Origin of the sequence: Geodermatophilus sp. CPCC 206100 (assembly GCF_048569675.1) — a bacterium.
In the GTDB taxonomy this organism is placed as follows: domain Bacteria; phylum Actinomycetota; class Actinomycetes; order Mycobacteriales; family Geodermatophilaceae; genus Geodermatophilus.
Genome location: NZ_JAQISV010000003.1, coordinates 192,965 through 209,280 on the forward strand (window position 1 = coordinate 192,965; position 16,316 = coordinate 209,280).

A 16,316-nucleotide genomic window follows, 5' to 3' on the forward strand; every position below is an offset into this window, starting at 1 on the left:
CCGGTCAGAGCTGGCCGGGCGGGGTCGGCCGGACCCCGAGCAGCCCGATGTCCCGCTCGACCAGGCGCGCGGTCTCGCGCAGCGGCTCCAGCGCCGCCCGCCGCAGCGCCGCGGGGGACAACCGGCGCGAGTGCGTGCCGACGTTGAGCGAGGCGACGACCGTGCCCTGCGCGTCGCGCACCGGCACGGCGATGGAGGTGACGCCCTCCTCGAGTTCCTGGTCGACCAGCGCGAACCCCTGCGCCCGGACCTCCGCGAGCCGCTGCCGGAGGACGGCGGGGTCGGTGACCGTGCGGGAGGTCCGCGGCTCCAGCGGGGTCCGCTCGAGGTAGGCCGTCAGCCGGTCCTCGGGCAGCTCGGCCAGCTGCACCCGGCCGTGCGAGGTGACGAACGCCGGCAGCCGGGTGCCGATCGTGATGCCGCCGACCCGCACCCGGCGGGGCCCGACCCAGGCGACGTAGACGATGTCGTCGCCGTCCAGCACCGCCGCGCTCACCGTCTCGTTGAGCCGGTCCGACAGCGCGGTCAGGTGCGGCGCCATCAGCTGCGGCACCGACATGACCGACAGGTAGGTGTAGCCGAGCTCCAGCACCGACGGGCGCAGGTGGAACCGCCGGTCGACGGTGCCCACGTAGCCGAGGTCGACCAGCGTGAGCACGAAGCGGCGGGCCGCCGCCCGGGTCATCCCCGTCCGCCGGGCGATCTCGCTCAACGTGAGCTCGGGCTCCTCGGCGGTGAACGCCTTGACCACGGCCAGCCCGCGCTCCAGCGACTGCACGAAGTAGTCACCCCGCGGGCGGGGGGCGTCGTCGGCCACGGCCACGGCCTCGGGTCCGGTCAGTGCGTCCAGCTCCTCTCCGCGGTCGCGGCCCTGCGGCGCGGCGTCGTCGTCGGTCATCGATCCTCGTCCCTGCGCCGTCGGGGGCGACCGGCGCCGGCGCCGCTATCCCCCGGAGGGGGTGACCACGACCTGCCCCGTGTCCGCGTCCACCCGCACCCAGTCGCCGGTGCGGATGAGCTCGAAGGGGTCACCGTCGAGGTCGGTGATCGCCGGCACGTGCGTCACCACCACCCCCAGCGCGATCTTGGTGTTCATCGTGGTGAAGACCATCGCCGCCGGCGCCGAGCCCATCAGCCGCGACATGTGGAACATGCCCGACCAGCCCGAGGAGCCCTTCGCGCCCCGGAAGACCAGCACCCGGCCCGCGAAGGACTGCCCGACCAGCTCGTGCCGGGACTCGATGACCCGGCCCTTGCGCGGCTCCACCCCGCCCCAGCCGGAGATGGCCTCGCGGGTGACCAGCGCCTCGCCCTCGGCGACCCCGCCGACCAGCCCCCGGCCGGTGAGGACGATCGGCTCGCCGGCCGCCCGGAGCGCGGCACGGTCGCGCAGCTCGGTCACGGGGCCTCCCCCCGCCAGGTGCCGGTCACGGCGGCGTCCACGCACTCGGCGAGGGTGCCGAACCAGCCCTGGACGTTCATGATCGCCGGCAGGTAGTGCACCTGCTTGGCCGAGTCGGTGGCGATGACCCGTGCGCCCTCGGGCAGGAACTGGCCGATCGCCGGGCAGGTGTCGCTCATCAGCAGCGCGCCGGCGTCGGCCAGCGCCCGGTCGTACCCGTTGCGCTCGGCCACGTGGCGCAGCGCGCGCGGGGTGAAGACCCACAGCTCGGTGTCGGGGTGCACCCGGCGGCCCTCCAGCAGCCGGACGACGTCGCGGATCTGGCCGAGCGTCGCGTGCGGGCAGCCGATCATCACCAGGTCGACCGAGGTGTCCCGGGCCGTGGCGTTGAGGTGCTCGTAGGCCTCGCGGCGCTGCGCCGGCCCGTAGCCCAACCGGACCGCCGGCGCGCGGCCGGCCAGGGCCTCCTCGACCGTGCGGGCCTCGGCCGTCACCCCGGGGACGTGGTACAGCTCGACCCCGCCCGAGGAGGCGGCCGCCGCGCCGAAGTGCTTGAGCCGGACCAGGTCGGGGGTGGCGGGGATGCCGTCGACGACCGGGATGGCCTCCTCCGGCACCTGCTCGCCGATCCAGTAGCCCAGCAGCCCCCAGTCGCGGTTGGACTCGACCGGCGTCGTCACCTCGACCAGGTGCGAGCCGTGCCGGTTCTCGTCCAGGTGCAGCCCCCAGTAGGGGATCTTGCCCGTGAGCATCGCCGCCCCGGTGCTCTCCCGGCCCTCCACGTTGGTGCGGGCGCCGAGCACCGAGTTGACGTAGACGACCGCCGAGCTCTCCATCCACGCGCAGTGCTCGCCCTTCAGCGGCACGTTGCCCACCTGGTAGGGCGTGCAGGTGTTGAGCAGGTGGATGCCGTGCTCGGCGTTGTACTGCTCGCTGGCCACGATCTCGTCGTGCTCGGCCTGGGGGAGCCCCTGCACCTGCCAGTGCTTGGTGTCCATCGGGCCGATGAGCTGGTAGCTCTGCGCCTTCACCGGCGGGATGGGCAGCACCGTGGGCGCGTCGAGGCTGTGCTCGGAGAAGGCGGCGTCCGGGGTGGGGGAGCCGCAGACCAGGCTGTGCCGGGAGCCGAACAGGTTGGCGCCGCAGACGTTGTCGGTGTCGACCAGCCGCTCGGCCCCCAGGACCTCGCCGTAGCGGACCAGCAGGTCCATCGCGGCCGCGACCGCCTCGCCCTGTACGCCGTCGAGCATCGCCTGCTCGTCGTCGGCCAGCCTCACCGGGACTCACCGCCCAGCCAGGCGCCGTCCTCCTGCAGGCGGGCCTGCAGCTTGGCGACGTCGACGTCCCCGGCGGCGACCCCCGCCGACAGCACGAGGTCGGCGGCGGTGCCGGCCGCCTGGCCCATGGCGAAGCACGGCCCGGTCACCCGGGCGCTGGACTGCCCCTCGTGGGTCATCGAGGCGCACCGGCCGACGACGTAGGTGTTGGTCAGCCGCTGTGGCACGACCATCCGGAAGGGCAGCTGGTTGTAGCCCCGCGGCTGCCGCTGCCAGCGGATCTCGACGTCGCCGGCGACGTGGGCCTCCACCGGCCAGCCGTTGACGCCGATCGCGTCCGGGAAGTCGGCGCAGTCGAGGATGTCGTCCTCGCTGAGCTGGTAGGCCCCGACGATCCGGCGGGTCTCCCGGATGCCGATGTCCGGCGCGATGTCGACGACGTAGGCGGCCTCGAAGCCGGGCACCTCGCGCCGGTAGAACGGGAAGACGTCGCGCACCTGGCGCCGGCCCTGCAGCTCCCCGCGGGACAGCTGCCAGACGTCGGTGCCGTCGATGGCGCTGCCGTCGGCGTTGGACAGCTGGGTGATGTTGGCCCGGTACTCCAGCGGGTTGCGCTGGGGGCGCACGATCGGCCGCTTGCGCGGGAAGGTGTACCGGCCCGACTGCTCGGCGTCCTCCATGAGCGCCGGCAGCAGGTCGTTGGTCGTGGCCGCGACCGCGGGGTCCACGCCGTTGATGCGGAACATCAGCGACGGGTAGAGCATCCCGTGCGCCGGGTCGGTCTTCTCGTACGGCGCCCCGGCCCAGGCAGCGAGGTCGCCGTCGCCGGAGCCGTCGACGAACACCCGCCCGCGGATGGCGCCGCGGCCGGACTTGGACTCCACGAGCAGCGCGTCGACGGTCGACTCGTCGGCCATGACCACGCCGACGGCGAGCGCGTGGAACAGCAGCGTCACCCCGGACTCGACCAGCAGGTCGTCGAGGGCGATCTTGTAGGCGCTGATGTCGTAGGCCTGGGCGAGGATCCGGTTGGCGAAGCTCAGGTGGGGCGGGTTCAGCCCCTCGAGCGCGTCGATCCGCTCCAGCAGCTCGTCGGCCAGGCCGTGCACCACCTGCCGGTCCTCGCCGTGCACGCGCGCGTGCAGCCCGCAGAAGGTGGACAGCCCGCCGGCGCTGCCCGCGCCGCCGGTGTAGCCGTTGCGCTCCACCAGGATCGTCGACCGGCCGGCGCGGGCCGCGGCGGCCGCGGCCATGACCCCGGCCGGCCCGCCGCCGAGCACGACGACCTCGTACTCGCCGAGGACGGCGGTGCGCCGTCCCGGCTCGTCGATCCAGCTGTCGGTCACGGGCGGTCCTCGGGGGTGCGGCCGGGGGCGGGCGAGGTGAGCACCGCGCCCTCGGGAACGGGGGAGACCAGCCGGCGGTAGGCCGACAGCCACCCGTGGTCGGGGCCGAGCTCGGGCGCGGCCAGGTGCTCGCGGCGGGCGGCGAGGACGTCGTCGGGCACCTCGAGGTCCACGGTGCGCCGGTCGACGTCGATGACGATCCGGTCGCCGTCCTCCACCAGGGCCAGCGGGCCGCCGAGCGCCGCCTCGGGCGTGACCTCGCCGACGACCGTGCCCACGTTGACCAGCCCGGACATCTGCCCGTCGGTCACCACCGCGACGCTGTCGCCGAGGCCGGCGCCCTCCAGGGCGAACACGACCGCCGAGCCCAGGGCCATGCCGGGGCCGCCGACGACGCCGAGGCCGCGGACGACCAGCACCGTGCCGGGCGGGATGTCGCCGCGCGCCAGCCCCGCGAGGGCCTCGTCGCGGGAGGAGTAGCAGAGCGCGGTGCCCTCGAAGCGGCGGGCGCCGCGGTCGTCGACCGGCCGCTTGACCACCGCGCCGCCCGGGGCCAGGGAGCCGCGGACCATGACGATGGTCGGCCGGGTGCCGAAGGGGCGGTCCGCGGGGCGGACCACCTCCTCGTCGGCGGGCGCGGCGTCGCGGAGGGCGTCGCCGAGGGTGCCGCCGTCGACCGTGGGGACGTCGAGGTCGAGCAGGTCGCGCAGCTGGGCGAGCACCGCCCGCGTGCCGCCGGCCCGCTCGAGGTCCTCGATGAAGTGCGGCCCGTTGGGGCGGACGGCGCACAGCAGCGGAACGCGGTCGCCGAGCTCGGCGAACAGGCCGGGCACGTCGACGTGCACGGCGGCCTCGTGCGCCACCGCCTGCAGGTGCTTGATCGAGTTGACCGACGCGCTGGTCGCCAGCATCACCGTCACCGCGTTGCGGAAGGCCGCCGCCGTCATCACCTGGCGCGGGCGCAGGCCCGCAGTGACCAGCCCGACGATGCGCTCGCCGGCCAGGCGGACCGCGTCCCACATCGCCGGGCTGTTGGCCAGCACGGGCGTGGTCCCCGACAGCGACATGCCCAGCGCCTCGCAGGCCATGTGCATGGTGTTGGCGGTGCCGAGACCCGCGCAGACCCCGGGCCCGCGGATGGCGTTGTCGGCCATCCCGCACAGGTGCTCGAAGGTCATCCGGCCGGCCGCCGCGGAACCGGCCGCGAGGAAGACCTCCTCGATGTCGACGTGCTCGCCGCGGTAGTCGCCGCTGGGCTGGTAGCCACAGCCGACGACGATCGTGGGGATGTCCAGCCGGGCGGCGGCCATGAGGTGCGCCGGCGCGGTCTTGTCGCAGGAGGCCAGGGTGACCATGCCGTCGAGCTGGGCACCCTCCACCGCGACCTCGACGTCGTTCACGATCAGGTCGCGGCTGGGCAGGATGTAGCGCCCGTCGCGGCCGGCCGAGGTGATGAAGTCGCTGGGCGCCGCCGTCCGGACCTCGAACGGCAGCCCCCCGGCGGCCCGGATCGCCTCCTTGAGCGGCCCGACGACCCCGTCGAGGTGGCTGAAGCAGATCGCGAGGTCCGAGGAGGAGTTGACGATCGCGATCTTCGGCTTGGTCATGTCCTCGTCGGGGATGCCGAGCGCCCGCCACTGGGCGCGGCGCACCGCCCAGCGCGAGCTGCCCTCGACGAGGTTGCTGCGCAGCTCGGTCACGGGGACTCCTCGCTGGCGCTCGTCGTCCCCGTGTCCGGGGGTGCTGTGCTCATGCGTGACCTCGCGAGCTCGGTCACGGGGAGACGCCCGCCACCGAGTCGTGCCACGGGATCATCAGCCGCTTGGTGAGCGTGACGGCCGCGTAGAGCAGCGAGCCCATGATCGCCAGCAGCACGATGACGGCGAACAGCTGCGGGGCGTCCAGCGCGTTGAGGCTGCGCACCACCAGGTGGCCCAGGCCCTCGCTGCCGCCGAGGTACTCGCCGACGATCGCGCCGATCACGGCGAAGACGATGCCCACCTCGGCGCCGGCGAAGATGTAGGGCAGCGTGCTCGGCAGCTCGAGGTTCTTGAACGTCGCCCAGCGGCTGGCGCCCAGGCCGCGCATGACGTCGCGGTGCCCGCGGTCGACCGACCGGACGCCGAGCATCACGTTCAGCATGATCGGGAAGAACGCGAGGATCGCGGCCATGATGATCTTCGACGTCGTGCCGAACCCGAACCAGATGACGAAGATCGGGATGAAGGCGACCTTCGGGACGACCTGGAGGGCGACCAGGGCCGGCTGGACGGCGCGCTCGAGCCAGACCACCCGGCCGAGGATCGCGCCGACGGCCATGCCGAAGACCAGCGCGAAGAAGAAGCCGACCAGCACCTCGTAGAGGGTGATCCAGATGTCGGTCCAGACCGCGGCGGTGCCCAGCATGGTGAGCAGCGAGTCCCAGACGTCCAGCGGCGCCGGGAGGATGAACTCCGAGACGCCGATGACCGAGACGGCGAACTGCCAGCCGCCGATCAGCAGGACGAGCAGGATCGGCGTGGAGATGAACGGCAGGGCCTTCATCAGCCCGTCGCGGTCACCGGGGACGCTGCTGCGGCCCGATCGTGCGTCCTTGCGGGACGGGGTGGTGTCCTCGGTGGGACGGTCGAGCGTGGTCATGGCTGCGTCACTCCTCGTCCAGTTCGTGGCGGAGCACCCGGACGATCTCTTGGAACTCGGGGCTGGTCTCGGTGTCGAGGGAGCGGGGCCGCGGCAGCGCCACCGGGGTGATCGAGCGGATCCGGCCCGGCCGCGGGGTGAGCAGGACGACCCGGTCGGCCAGGAAGACCGCCTCGTTGATGGAGTGGGTCACGAACACCACGGTCGCCCCGGCCTGCGCGTGGATGGACTGCAGCTCGAGGTTCATCTTGTCGCGGGTGAGCGCGTCCAGGGCGCCGAACGGCTCGTCCATCAGCAGGATCTTCGGGTCGTAGCTGAGCGCCCGGGCGATGGCCGCGCGCTGCCGCATGCCGCCGGACAGCTCCCGCGGGTAGGCCTTCTCGAACCCGGGCAGGCCGACCAGCTCGCAGAGCTCCGTCGCGCGCGCCCGCCGGGCCTTCTTGCCCACGCCGCGCAGCTTGAGCGGCAGCGAGATGTTGTCGGCGACCGTGTACCAGGGGAACAGGTTCGCGTCCTGGAAGACCAGGCCGAACTGCGAGAACGCCTCGTCGTTGCGCTTGTTGCCGCGCCAGATGCTCTCGCCGTCGGCGGTGACCGTGCCGGAGCTCGGGGCCAGCAGCCCGGCGAGGATGCGCAGCAGCGTCGTCTTCCCGCAGCCGGAGCGGCCGACCAGGGAGATGAACTCCCCCTTGCCGATGGAGAGGTTCACGTCGCTGAGCGCGTGCACCTCACCGCGCCGGGCCTGGTAGACCTTGTCGACCGCGGAGACCTCGAGCTGGGCTTGGGCGCCCCCGCCCGCCGCTGTGGCGGGGACCCGGGGCGCGGGCGCGGAGATGGTCATGCCGTCCTCCCTGGAGCCGGCGGGAGTGCCCGTCACCGGGCTGCTCATGACGCCGGGGCGAACTCGTCGGTGTACCACTCGGCGGGGTCCAGGCCCTCGGGCACGAAGCCGGAGCCGGACATCTCGTCGTAGATCGCCTGCCACTGCTCGGGGTCGGTCACGGCGATCTGGTCGTCGCCGGCCGCGGTCCAGGACTCCACGTACTGGTCGAGGGCGGCCTTGCCGACCTCCGGGTCCTGCAGGGTCGGGATCTCGTACTCGGACAGGCACTCGATCGTCTCGGCGTAGTCGTTGGCCTGGTCCTCGACGACGAACTGCACCGCCTGCTTGATCGCGGTCAGGTAGCTGCTCAGCTGCTCCTGCTTGGCCGGGTCCTCGGCCTGCTCCTGGGAGGTGATGTAGACCTGACCGCCGCTCCGGACGTCCTCCGAGGGGTTGTAGACCACGGCCTCGGGCTGCTGCTGGTCCAGGGCGACCGAGGTGTCGAGGGAGACGATGTAGCCGCCGATGCGCCCGGAGGTCACCAGGTCGAAGACGCCGGGGGCGACGCCGACCACCTGGGTCTGCACGTCGTCGGGGTCGATGCCGGCGGTCGCCGCGACCAGCTTGAGGATGATCTCGCTGGTGCCGCCCTCGGACGGGGTGCCCACGAGCCGGCCCTCGATGTCCTGGGGCGACTCCAGCGGGTCGGACTCGGCGGACACGAAGCGGATGGTGCCGGTCTTGTTGATCTGGCCGACGTTGACCAGCGGGGCGTCCCGCTCCCCGACGGCGAGCATCGTCTCCATGTCGCCGACCCGGGTGATCAGGGCACCACCGGCCAGCACGGTCTGGATGGCCGGGGCCGACCCCTGGGTGGTCTCGAAGGTGACGTTGAGGCCGTTGTCCTCGAAGTAGCCGCAGGAGGCGGCGACCAGCTCCGGGGTGAAGGTGAGGCTCTCCAGCGGGAGGATGTTGAGGAAGGTGACGTCCTGGACCTCGCCGCCGCCCCCGCCGTCCCCGCCGTCGCCGGCGGCGGCGCCCTCCTCCTCGCCACCCCCGCCGCAGGCGGCCAGCAGCGTCGCGGCGCTCGCCGCGGCGAGCGCCGAACGCCACCGCGGGCGGGAGCTCCGGCTGCTGGCGGGACGTGCGGTGGAGCGGGTCATCGGGGCTCTCCCTGGAGGAACGGACGACGGGGGGACAGAGGGCCGACCCGCGGCTCGGGGGTCCGGGGAGGGACCCGCCGGGAGGGGCACGGCCGGTCGGCGGACGGTGGGAACTGACCGTCCGCATGTGTGCGGCATGCGATCACTCGTGCTCTGTCCGAACGTATGGCGCGGATCACGCCGGTGTCAAACAGGAGGCGGCCGTCCCGGGCCGCGTCCGGACATCGTGACCCGGCTGTGACCCGCGTCACCACCGGGTCGACCGCGCACCGCGACAGCCGGTACGGTCTGTGCGGATACTGCGCAGTCGTGCGCATGGCGCACACTCGTCCGTCGGCACCTGGAGGAACCCGTGAGCGAGCTGGACACGAGGGCGGCCGGCGCCCCGGAGGAGGCCGACGACCGGCCCCTGGTCGACATGGAGACCCTCCGCCGGGTCATGGAGTTCTACGCGGGCCAGGGGTGGACCGACGGGCTGCCGGTCATGCCCGTGACCGACTCCTACCTGGCCGAGTTCCTCGCGCAGACCTCGCACCGCCCGGGTGACGTCGTCTTCCGGATGCCACACCTGGAGCGGGTCTGCACGGTGCGCTCCGCCGCGATCAACGCGGCGATGGCCGGCTGCCTGCCGGAGTACTTCCCCGTGGTGCTGGCCGCCTGGGAGGCGCTGTCCCTGGAGGGCTACGCCGGCAAGGGGATCTGGCAGAGCACCACCGGCACCGCGCCGCTGCTGCTGGTCAACGGCCCGGTCCGGGAGCGGATCGGGCTCAACAGCCGCGGCAACGTGTTCGGCTCCGGCTTCCGCGCCAACGCCACGATCGGCCGGGCGCTGCGGCTGACCGCGATCAACGTCTTCGGCCTGCACCCGCACCAGCTGGACCAGGCCACCCAGGGCACGCCGGCGAAGTACACCGCCTGCATCGCGGAGAACGAGGAGGACAGCCCCTGGGCGCCGTTCCCGGCCGACCACGGGTTCGCGGCGGGGGAGAGCACGGTGACCTCGATGCTGGTCCGCTCGGTCATCCACCTGGAGGCCCGGCACACCACCGACCCCGAGCAGCTGGGCCGCGACCTGGCCGGCACGGTGGCCCGCACCGGCGCGCTGGTGCACGAGACGATCAGCGGCTGCCTGGTGCTCGGGCCCGAGCACGCGCACCTGTTCGCCGCGGCCGGCTGGTCGAAGGCCGACGTCCGCCAGTTCGTGTACGAGCACGCGGTCAACACCCGCGAGCGGCTGGCCGAGGTCGGCAAGGACGCCGTCTCGCGGGAGACGCGCTGGCGCCTGCCGGCCGGCCACCCCGACGCGGTCCCCGACACCGCGTCCGAGTCCGGCCGGGACGTCGTCCCGGTGCTCAACTCACCCGAGGCGCTGCTGGTGACCGTCGCCGGCGCGCACAACGCCGGGGTCTCCGCCGTGGCCGAGACCTTCGGCCCGCGCGGCGGCGCGCCGGCGATCGCCCGCGTCGAGGACGCACCGACCCAGGGAGGCACCCGATGACCACCGTGCACGCGACGAGCACCGTGCCGGAGCCGGCGCGCGAGACGCCGGTCTACGGCGAGTTCGACGTCGTCGTCGTCGGCGGGGGGCCGGCCGGCATCATGGCCGCCGCCGCGGCCGCCCGGGCGGGGCGCTCGACGATCCTGCTCGAGCGCTACGGCTTCCTCGGCGGCGCCGGCACGATGGGCGGGCTGTCCACCTTCTGCGGGCTGCACGCCAAGGTGCACGGCGAGCACCGCCAGGTCATCCACGGCCTCGCCGACGAGCTGCTGGAGCGGCTCACCAAGCTCGACGGGCTCAACGCGCCGCACCTGACCATCAACGACGGCATCCTCGCCCAGGCCTTCGACATCTCCAGCTACAAGCTGGCCGCCGACGAGCTGGTCACCGGCGCCGGCGCCCGGCTGCTGTTCCACGCGGTCGCGGTCGGGGTGGTCATGGCCGACGACGCGACGGTCGACGCGGTGCTCATCGAGTCGAAGTCCGGGCGGGCCGCGGTCCGCGGGCGGGTGTTCGTCGACGCCTCCGGGGACGCCGACCTCGCCGCCTGGGCCGGGGTGCCCTTCGAGAAGGCGCCGCACCTGCTCTACCCGTCGCTGATGTTCCGGATCAACGGCGTGGACGTCGCCGCGGCCGGGGACGCGCCGTGGCGCACCGTCGAGCGGCTGATGGAGGAGGCCGAGGCGGCCGGCACGCACCACTTCCCGCGCAAGAAGCCGATCGTCCGGCCGCAGCGCAACCCGCTGGAGTGGCGGTCCAACCTCACCCAGCTGTCCAACCCCGACGGCACGGCGGTCGACGGCACCGACGTCGACCAGCTGACCCTCGGCGAGCTGCAGGGCCGGCGCCAGTCGTTCGACGCCTTCGACTTCATCAAGAACCGGGTGCCCGGCTTCGGGGACTCCTACATCGTCGACCTCGCTCCGCAGATCGGGATCCGCGAGACCCGGCGGGTGTTCGGCGAGTACCGGCTCACCGAGGACGACGTCCTGGACTGCGCCGACTTCGACGACACGATCGGCGTCAACGGCTGGCCGGTGGAGGCGCACGTCGCGGGCACCGTCGAGTTCCGCTGGCAGCGTGGGGAGGACCCCCGCGGCTACAACCAGCTGCCCTACCGGATGGTCGTGCCCGAGCGCGTGGACAACCTGTTCGTCGCCGGCCGCTGCGCGTCCATGACGCAGGGCGGGCAGTCCTCGGCGCGGGTCACCGGGCCCTGCTTCGCGATGGGCGAGGCGGTCGGCGTCGCCGCGGACCTGGCCATCGCCGGCGGCGTCCCCGTCCGCGACGTGCCGGTGCCCGAGCTGCAGCAGCGCCTCGAGCGGGCCGGCGTCTTCCTCGGCCGCGAGGAGGCGTGACCGTGTCGCTGCGCAGCAACTTCCCGGTCGGCGGCACCCCGTGGGCGATGCGCCGCGCGCAGTGGACGGCGCTGGGCCTCTCCGACGAGGACATGGAGAAGCCCAAGATCGCCATCGTCAACAGCTCGTCGAAGCTGGCCAGCTGCTTCAGCCACCTCGACGACGTCGTGCCCCCGCTGGAGGCGGCGATCCGGGCGGCCGGCGGCGTGCCGTTCGAGGTCCGCACGGCCGCGTCCAGTGACGCCATCACCAGCGCGGGCGCGCAGGGCCGCTACATCCTCCCGACCCGCGACCTCATCGCCAGCGACATCGAGGTCGCCGTCGAAGGCGCCCAGCTCGACGGGATGGTCACCCTCGCCTCCTGCGACAAGACCACCCCCGGCCAGCTGATGGCCGCCGGCCGCCTGGACATCCCGACGATCGTCGTCGGCTGCGGCTACCAGCCCAGCGGCGTCTACAAGGGCGAGCACGTCGACTTCGAGGACGTCTTCCTCTACGCCGGCCACGTCGCCACCGGAGCCATGACCGTCGAGGAGCTGGCCGAGATGGCCGCGGTCGCCGTCGGCGGGCCCGGCGTCTGCGCCGGGATGGGGACGGCGAACTCCATGCACATCGCCACCGAGGCGCTGGGCATGATGCTGCCCGGCACCGCGCCCGTGCTGGCGCTGAGCGACAAGATGTTCGCCGACGTCGAGCGGGCCGGCCGCCGCATCGTCGAGCTGGTCCACGAGGACCTCCGCCCGCGGCAGGTCATGACCCCGGGGGCCTTCCGCAACGCCGTCGTCGCCGTCCTGGCCATCAGTGGCTCGGTCAACTGCGTCAAGCACCTGCAGGCGGTCGCGGTGGAGGCCGGCTGCGACGTCGACGTCCTGGCCCTGTTCGAGGAGCTGGCGCCGCAGGTGCCGCTGATCACCGGCGTGAAGCCCAACGGCGACCGGCAGATCGACGAGTTCGAGGCCGCCGGCGGGGCGCAGGCGCTGTTGTACCAGCTGCGGCCGCTGCTGGACCTCGACCAGCCGACCGTCGACGGCCGCCCGTTGGGGGAGGTCCTCGGCGGCGCGACGGTGGGCGACGCCGACGTCATCCGCCCGGTCGACGACCCGCTGGCCACCCACCCCGGCATCACGATCGTCCGCGGCTCGCTGGCCCCCGAGGGTGGCGTGGTCAAGCGCACCGTCGCCGACGACGGGCTGCACCGCTTCACCGGGCCGGCGAAGGTCTACTCCTCCCGCGACGAGGGCCTGGCCGGCATCCGCGGGGGCGAGGTCAGCCCGGGCGACGTCGTCGTCCTCAGCGGTCTGGGCCTGCGCGGCTCGCCCGGCATGGCGCTCACCTCGGCGTTCATCTTCGCCCTCGACGGCGCCGGGCTCGGCGACCAGGTCGTGGTCGTGACCGACGGGCAGATGTCCGGCCTGGTGAACAAGGGCCTGGTGGTCGCCGAGGTCAGCCCCGAGGGGGCGGTCGGCGGGCCGCTGGGCCTGGTCCGCGACGGCGACGTGATCTCCGTGGACGTCGAGGCGCGCACCCTGGACCTGCAGGTGCCGGCCGAGGAGCTCGAGCGCCGCCGGGCGGAGCTGCCCCCGCTGCGGGCGCCGAGCGGCTGCGGCTGGCTGGACGTCTACGCGCGGACGGTCTCCCCGCTGGCCCGGGGCGCCACGCTCGGCGGCTGAGCGGCCGCCCGGCCCGGGAGCAGCCAGACCAGCACCGCGGTGACCACCGAGAGGCCGGCGCCGAGCAGCCCGATGACGGTGTAGCCCACCTCGGCGGGCAGCTCGCCGCCGGCCGGCGTCACCGCGGCCAGCACGGTCGCGGTCAGCGCGCTGCCCACGGCGAACCCGGCGTAGCGCAGCACCTGGTTGAGCGCCATGGCGCTGCCGGTCTCGCGGGGCGGGACGGCCGCGACGACCAGGTTCGGCGCCGCGGCGAACACCGTGCTGATGCCCAGGCCGGCCACCGCCGTGATCACGGCGAGCATCCAGAGGTGGCCGCGGGCGACGGCGAGCAGGACGAGCGAGGCGCCCATCAGCAGCGCGCCCAGCGGCAGCACCAGGCGGGGGCCCCAGCGCTCGCCCAGCCGGCGGGAGATCGGGCCGGCGACCATGCCGGCCAGCGAGAACGGCAGCAGCACCAGCCCCGCGACCAGCCCGGACGCGCCGAACCCGTAGCCGCTGGACACCGGCGTCTGCACCAGGATCGGCACCGAGCCCAGCAGCAGGTAGTTGGCCAGGCTGGTGAGCAGGACCGAGACGTGGCCGGCGGCCGGCAGCCGGCCCCGGGCCAGCCGCAGGTCGATGAGCGGCGCGCGCGTCCGCAGCGCGACCACCGCCCACGCGACCAGGGCCAGCACGGACCCCGCGCTGACCAGGAGCACCCGCGGGGAGGACCAGCCCCAGTTCTCGCCCTCGCTGAGGGTGACGATGGCGCCGGCCAGGCCCGCGCCGAGCAGCAGCGCGCCGGGCAGGTCGAACCGGCGGGCCGGGGCGGGGGAGGCCTTCGGCAGCACGAGGGCGCCGGCGAGGAGGGCGACCGCGCAGATCCCCGCCCCCACCGCGAACGCGAGCGTCACGCCGCCGTAGGTCGCGAGGGCACCGGCGATCGGGTACCCCAGGCCCACCCCCGAGACGACGGTGATCGACAGCGCCGCGATCGTGCGGCGCGCGCGGTCGGGGGGCAGGGCCTCGCGGGCCGTGGCGATGAGCATCGGCATGAGGCCGAGCCCGAAGCCCTGCAGCCCCCGCCCGGTCAGGAGCCAGCCCAGCGACAGGGGCAGGGCGGTCAGGACGCCGCCGAGGACGACGACGCCGAGGACGCTGAGCGCGACGGCGCGGCGGTGCGACCCGTCCCCGAGCCGGCCGAGCACCGGCGTGGCCACCGCGCCGACGAGCAGCGGCATGGTGAGCGACCACTGGGCCACGTGCAGCGGAGCGTCGTAGGCGTCGGCGACGGCCGGGATGAGCGGAGCCCCGACGCTGCTGCTGACGGCGACGACGGTCGCGAGGAGGACGAGCACCGGCACGAGCACCCGGGGGCCGCCAAGCCCGCCCGGGGCCGGGCCGGCGGCCGCCGTCGCGGCGTCCGTCCCGGCGCGGTCGCTCGCCATGGGTCCTCGCTCCTCTGTCGTCGATCGGACGCCGGTCCGTTCCCGGGCCACCCGCGGGGGCGGCCCGGGAACGGGTCCTGCGGTCAGGCGGGGAAGCCGACCGAGTGGGTGTCCATGAACTCGCGGAGCCCCTCGATGCCCATCTCCCGGCCCATGCCGCTGTGGTTGAACCCGCCGAACGGCGCCCGCTCGTCGAGGAAGGCCGCACCGTGCTCGTTGACGAACGTGTAGCCGGTGCGCAGCCGGGCCGCGACGGCCGCGGCGCGGTCGAGGTCGGCCGTCCACACCGAGGAGCACAGCCCCGACCAGGTGTCGTTGGCCCGGGCCACCGCGTCCTCCTCGTCGTCGAAGGGCAGGATCGGCAGCGTCGGGCCGAACTGCTCCTCCACCACGACACGGGCGTCGTCGGACGGGTCGAGGACCAGGGTCGGCTTGAGGAAGTTCCCGACGGAGAGGTCGGCGCCCTCGACGGCCTCGCCGAACTCGCGGACCTCGGCGCCGGACTCGCGGGCCTGGGCGACCAGTTCCTGCACGTACTCCTTCTGCCGGGCCTGGTGCAGCGGGCCCATGGTGACGCCCTCGTCGAGGCCGTGGCCGAGCCGCTGGGCGGCGAGCATGCCCGACAGCCCCTCGACGACCTCGTCGTAGCGGGAGCGGTGCACGTAGAGCCGCTTGGTGGCCATGCAGATCTGGCCGGTGGAGTCGAAGGTGCCGGAGAACATCTTGGCGAAGGCGTCGCCGGAGAGGTCGGCGTCGGCCAGCACCAGCGCCGGGTCGTTGCCGCCGAGCTCGAGCGCGACCCGGGTGAGGGTCTCCGAGGCCATGCCCATGATCCGCTTGCCGCCGCCGACGCTCCCGGTGAAGCAGACCTTCTTGACCCGGTCGTCCTGGATCAGCGCGGCGCCGATCTCGGCGTCGGCGCCGGTGACCACGTTGAGCACGCCCGGCGGGAGCAGCTCGGCGACCTGCTGGACGGTGCGGGTGGTGGCCAGCGGGGTGGTGGGCGGCGGCTTGACCACGACGGTGTTGCCGGCGACCAGGGCGTAGGGCAACGAGGCGGCGAGGATCGCCAGCGGCCAGTTGAACGGCACGATGATCGTGACCACGCCCAGCGGCAGGTAGGAGATCGTCGTGCGGTGCGGCGGGGCCGGCAGCTCGACGACGTCGGCCACCCGGTCGGCCAGCCCGGTGGCCAGGCTCAGCCGGTGGGCGAAGACGATCGAGTCGATGAACGACTCCATCCGGATCTTGCCGTTCTCGCGGGTCAGGATCTCGGCGACGGTGTTGCGGTCACCCTCCAGGGGTGCCAGCGCCGCGGCCACCAGCTCGGCCCGCTCCTGCGGGCTGCGGGCGGCCCAGGCCGGGAAGGCGCGGTGCGCGGCGGCGACGGCCTCCTCGGCCTGCTTGGCGCTCGCGGCGGCGGCGTAGCCGACGATCGACGTGCCGTCGGCGGGGTCGACGACCTGCAGGTGGTCGTCGGTGCTGCGGGTCTCGCCGTCGATGAACAGCTCGGTCCGGATCTCCGGCAGCTGGTCCAGGGACACCATCGGCTCAGTTCCCCTCAGGGTCGGGTGGGACCGCGGGAGGGACCCGCGGTCGTGCTCCGGGTCCCGCCGGAGCCGGAACGCCTCCGCCCGGCCGGCGAGGACCCGGCCCGACGATACGGCGGGGGGCGACGGGACACCGGACGCACCCGGGCGGAGCGCGGG

Annotated in this window: 13 protein-coding genes; 3 read left to right on the forward strand and 10 right to left on the reverse strand. The window is 73.9% G+C overall.

Annotated elements, in window-relative coordinates:
- Positions 1 to 4: 4 nt before the first annotated feature.
- From PGN05_RS01490 to PGN05_RS01525, 8 genes are all read right to left on the reverse strand, one after another.
- The gene (locus tag PGN05_RS01490) at positions 5 to 898 is read right to left on the reverse strand and encodes an IclR family transcriptional regulator domain-containing protein (RefSeq protein WP_419750521.1); all 894 of its coding nucleotides are present in this window, start codon (positions 896 to 898) and stop codon (positions 5 to 7) included.
- A 45-nt stretch (positions 899 to 943) separates the two neighbouring features.
- Positions 944 to 1,402 (reverse strand): aconitase X swivel domain-containing protein, encoded by a 459-nt coding sequence (locus PGN05_RS01495; RefSeq protein WP_419750523.1) that lies wholly within the window; start codon positions 1,400 to 1,402, stop codon positions 944 to 946.
- On the reverse strand, positions 1,399 to 2,679 hold the full coding sequence (locus PGN05_RS01500; RefSeq protein WP_419750525.1) for an aconitase X: 1,281 nt from the start codon (positions 2,677 to 2,679) through the stop codon (positions 1,399 to 1,401). Before PGN05_RS01500 ends, PGN05_RS01495 begins: the two co-directional genes overlap by 4 nt.
- Positions 2,676 to 4,025 carry an FAD-dependent oxidoreductase gene (locus tag PGN05_RS01505; protein WP_419750527.1) on the reverse strand — a complete coding sequence of 450 codons (1,350 nt, stop codon included), beginning with the start codon at positions 4,023 to 4,025 and terminating at the stop codon, positions 2,676 to 2,678. Before PGN05_RS01505 ends, PGN05_RS01500 begins: the two co-directional genes overlap by 4 nt.
- A complete protein-coding gene (locus tag PGN05_RS01510) occupies positions 4,022 to 5,725 on the reverse strand; it encodes a dihydroxy-acid dehydratase (protein ID WP_419750528.1) in 1,704 nt (567 codons plus the stop codon). The genes PGN05_RS01505 and PGN05_RS01510 overlap by 4 nt, the downstream gene beginning before the upstream one ends.
- 73 nt (positions 5,726 to 5,798) lie before the next feature.
- A complete protein-coding gene (locus PGN05_RS01515) occupies positions 5,799 to 6,665 on the reverse strand; it encodes an ABC transporter permease (RefSeq protein WP_419750529.1) in 867 nt (288 codons plus the stop codon).
- A gap of 7 nt (positions 6,666 to 6,672) precedes the next feature.
- Positions 6,673 to 7,506: an ABC transporter ATP-binding protein gene (locus PGN05_RS01520; RefSeq protein ID WP_419750530.1), complete on the reverse strand. Its 834-nt coding sequence runs from the start codon at positions 7,504 to 7,506 to the stop codon at positions 6,673 to 6,675.
- 44 nt (positions 7,507 to 7,550) lie between these two features.
- Positions 7,551 to 8,651 (reverse strand): ABC transporter substrate-binding protein, encoded by a 1,101-nt coding sequence (locus PGN05_RS01525; RefSeq protein ID WP_419750532.1) that lies wholly within the window; start codon positions 8,649 to 8,651, stop codon positions 7,551 to 7,553.
- Positions 8,652 to 9,003: 352 nt separating this feature from the next.
- Here PGN05_RS01525 and PGN05_RS01530 point away from each other — a divergent pair, with 352 nt between their 5' ends.
- Genes PGN05_RS01530 through PGN05_RS01540 form a run of 3 tightly spaced genes read left to right on the forward strand, consistent with a single transcriptional unit; the run spans position 9,004 to position 13,177 of the window.
- The gene (locus tag PGN05_RS01530) at positions 9,004 to 10,149 is read left to right on the forward strand and encodes a hypothetical protein (RefSeq protein WP_419750534.1); all 1,146 of its coding nucleotides are present in this window, start codon (positions 9,004 to 9,006) and stop codon (positions 10,147 to 10,149) included.
- Positions 10,146 to 11,507 (forward strand): FAD-dependent oxidoreductase, encoded by a 1,362-nt coding sequence (locus tag PGN05_RS01535; RefSeq protein WP_419750536.1) that lies wholly within the window; start codon positions 10,146 to 10,148, stop codon positions 11,505 to 11,507. Before PGN05_RS01530 ends, PGN05_RS01535 begins: the two co-directional genes overlap by 4 nt.
- Complete coding sequence (locus PGN05_RS01540) at positions 11,504 to 13,177, forward strand: dihydroxy-acid dehydratase (RefSeq protein ID WP_419750538.1); 1,674 nt, start codon at positions 11,504 to 11,506, stop codon at positions 13,175 to 13,177. Before PGN05_RS01535 ends, PGN05_RS01540 begins: the two co-directional genes overlap by 4 nt.
- Here the strand turns inward: PGN05_RS01540 and PGN05_RS01545 are convergent.
- Both PGN05_RS01545 and PGN05_RS01550 read right to left on the reverse strand, forming a co-directional pair.
- Positions 13,126 to 14,607 carry an MFS transporter gene (locus PGN05_RS01545; RefSeq protein WP_419750540.1) on the reverse strand — a complete coding sequence of 494 codons (1,482 nt, stop codon included), beginning with the start codon at positions 14,605 to 14,607 and terminating at the stop codon, positions 13,126 to 13,128. The genes PGN05_RS01540 and PGN05_RS01545 overlap by 52 nt on opposite strands.
- Before the next feature lie 83 nt (positions 14,608 to 14,690).
- Complete coding sequence (locus tag PGN05_RS01550; RefSeq protein ID WP_419750542.1) at positions 14,691 to 16,154, reverse strand: aldehyde dehydrogenase family protein; 1,464 nt, start codon at positions 16,152 to 16,154, stop codon at positions 14,691 to 14,693.
- Positions 16,155 to 16,316 lie beyond the last annotated feature (162 nt).